The sequence below is a fragment of the Thermodesulfovibrionales bacterium genome (assembly GCA_026417875.1).
Lineage (GTDB): Bacteria > Nitrospirota > Thermodesulfovibrionia > Thermodesulfovibrionales > CALJEL01 > CALJEL01.
This window is the reverse complement of record JAOACK010000095.1, coordinates 1-2509: the sequence shown is the minus strand read 5'-3', so window position 1 is coordinate 2509 and position 2509 is coordinate 1. Positions and strand designations below refer to the sequence as shown.

The following is a 2509-nucleotide window of genomic DNA, read 5'->3' as shown; positions in this document are numbered from 1 at the left end:
GAACAGTAAGGAGCCTTGATGAGCTCACAAAATCCCTTGTCAGAGAAATGGAAAGGTTCAGGATAGGATAAAGGTTGGGGTTAAGAAATCTTAACCCCAACCTCTTACTTTTATCCTCCCATATCGTGACAGAGCGAACAATTTTCTGCACCGAAAGCCTTTTTACCATTATGACAGATTCCGCAGGACTGTCCTCTGTTTATCTGTTCCATTGTAAACCTGTTCATACCTCTTTTCATAATAAATACATCAGGATGACAATCCCTGCAGGAATTCCTCTTTGAATGAGAGGCATGGTCAAAAAAGGTCTTGATCCCTGCCGCGGTATATGTAAATCTGCCAAGACTGTGACAGTTTTTGCATAAAGTAGTATCTGTCTTAATTGAGTTGTGCATTTTGAGCTCATGACACTGGTTACAATGATAGAAATCCCTGTGCTTTTCATGAGGAAACTTACCTGTTAGACCACGGAATTTTTCATAGGAATGGCACTTAAAACAAAAAAGTTCCTTTACTGCCTCTGCCCTTTCTAAAACCCTTTCATTTTCAGCCTTTATATCCTCACTCAACCTTGATAGTATCTCTTCCTTTGAGCAGGCAGGTATTATAAAAAGAATTACAAGCAGAAGGAATTTCATCTCAATCCACCTTCCCTTCTTTTTTGAGTATTTCATACTCAAGAGGATGTTCTTCTTTGAGAAGGTCCACCGAAATCTTTCCTGTTATCCATACCATACTCATAGGGAACACGTGGAATTTGAGATGCTCATTATAAAAATGGAAGATTAATATAAAGACTATGGCAAGAAGGGCCTCATCACTGTGCATGACCCTGAGTGTTTCCCATATCCAGTTAAGGCTCCAGCTCGGAAAGAAATAGGATGCCTGAACTGGAAAGGCAAGGCAGAGTCCTGAAAGCCCTATTATACCCATGCCCCAGAAGACTGCCCAGTAATCAAATTTCTGAGAATAGGTGAATCTTCCAAACCTCGGTTTCTCCTTGCTGATGCCGAAAAAATATAGAAAGTTCTTTATGGCATCGGAGACATCCTTTGGAAGGGGTATTACTGTTGTAGCAGCCCTTATCTTAATCCTGCCTGTAAGTAGTCTGTAGGCCATATAAAGGACATGCCATATAAAATCTAGAACCATTATAACACCAGCAACCCTGTGTATTATGCCAGCCTTCTTTGCACCACCCCATATCTTTATCCACCAGCTAGAATACTCTCCTACATCAGGATATTTTAATGCCCATCCTGTAACAGCAACGAGCAAAAAGGTGCAGAGGAGAATTACATGCTGAATTCTTTCAATGATATTAAAACGCTCTATCTCTTTTACCTCTTTTCTTTCCATAGGCTATTCCTCCTTTTTCCTGAATACATAATCTCTTATTTCAGCATAGATCTCCAGTATTACATGAAGTGTGATAAATGCAAAGACAGATATAGTCAGAATCATCAATCCCTTTTCAGCAAAATAGGGAATGGGGTTATCCTTTCCAATAGGCCTGTGAGTAATGGCACTGACAAACTTTTCAGTTGCACCCTTATGGCATCTACCGCAGGTTTCCTTTCTGTTATTCATAGCCATAGGCGATTGGGGATCATCCCATTTCCTTACAGCATGATAGCTATGGCAATCAGAACAGTGAGGAGCGTTCTCATGACCAAGCCTGTATTTTTTACCGTGAAAACTGTGATTATATTTTTCCACTATATGGAGACCGTATCCATACTTTTTAGCTATCTGCTCATTATTATGACAGCCACCACAGGTGTCAACTATGTTCCATCTATTAACAGGAGATTCCTTTGAATTTCTCGAGACAATATAATGGGCAGAGCCATGACAGTCAATGCAGGATGGCCCATCTTTCAGTTTTTTTAAAATTATATTCTTCCCATGGATACTTTCTGCATAATCATTATAAATACCAGGATGGCAATCAAGACAGGCAACAAGGGCTACACCATCAACCCTTGCCTTTGGCTTCATCTTATTGAACATATCAACAAGATTTGAAGGTATTGCCTTTGATGGTTTCTCATGAGGATTTTCACTGAAAAGCTTATGGCAGCTATCACAGGACAGAAAGCCATGAACAGAGGAACTGTATCGTTCTTCATCAATATAAAGATCAATTACCTCACCACCTTCGGTCTTTATCTTCTGTTTCATAGCAGAATGACAGACAAGGCAGGTGTAGGTCTCTGCATGAGAAATCTGGAACATGATGATTAGAAAAATAACAGAAAGTAGTAGTCGTTCCCTCATAATACCTCCTTGATTCAGAGGATAATTTAAAAGGCGATGCCTTTCAAGGACATATTTTAACACAAAAAGGAGTCTATAGCTGTGAACTACAGACTCCTTCATTTATTTTTCTTATTAGAGTTATTTTGTCTCTGCCTCAGCTGGTTTCTCACCTACAGGCTTTGGCCTCAGTGCCATGGAGACTGCCTCAATTACATAACCGAGGCTCGTTCCCAGTATGGCTCCTATA

Annotated in this window: 3 protein-coding genes; all 3 read right to left on the bottom strand. The window is 40.0% G+C overall.

All coding sequences use genetic code 11. The features are described 5' to 3' along the window. Positions 1 to 110 precede the first annotated feature (110 nt). From N2257_10585 to N2257_10575, 3 genes are read right to left on the bottom strand one after another with little or no spacing between them, the layout of a single operon-like run. Positions 111 to 638, bottom strand: a complete 528-nt coding sequence (locus N2257_10585; GenBank protein MCX7794830.1) for a hypothetical protein — start codon at positions 636 to 638, stop codon at positions 111 to 113. 1 nt (position 639) lies between these two features. Then, positions 640 to 1359, bottom strand: a complete 720-nt coding sequence (locus N2257_10580) for a cytochrome b/b6 domain-containing protein (GenBank protein ID MCX7794829.1) — start codon at positions 1357 to 1359, stop codon at positions 640 to 642. A 3-nt stretch (positions 1360 to 1362) separates the two neighbouring features. Continuing rightward, positions 1363 to 2280: a hypothetical protein gene (locus tag N2257_10575; GenBank protein MCX7794828.1), complete on the bottom strand. Its 918-nt coding sequence runs from the start codon at positions 2278 to 2280 to the stop codon at positions 1363 to 1365. Positions 2281 to 2509 lie beyond the last annotated feature (229 nt).

Excerpts from the sequence above, each read along its gene's own strand:
- N2257_10585 (MCX7794830.1), bottom strand. The coding sequence starts at position 638 with ATGAAATTCCTTCTGCTTGTAATTCTTTTTATAATACCTGCCTGCTCA.
- N2257_10580 (MCX7794829.1), bottom strand. The coding sequence starts at position 1,359 with ATGGAAAGAAAAGAGGTAAAAGAGATAGAGCGTTTTAATATCATTGAA.
- N2257_10575 (MCX7794828.1), bottom strand. The coding sequence starts at position 2,280 with ATGAGGGAACGACTACTACTTTCTGTTATTTTTCTAATCATCATGTTC.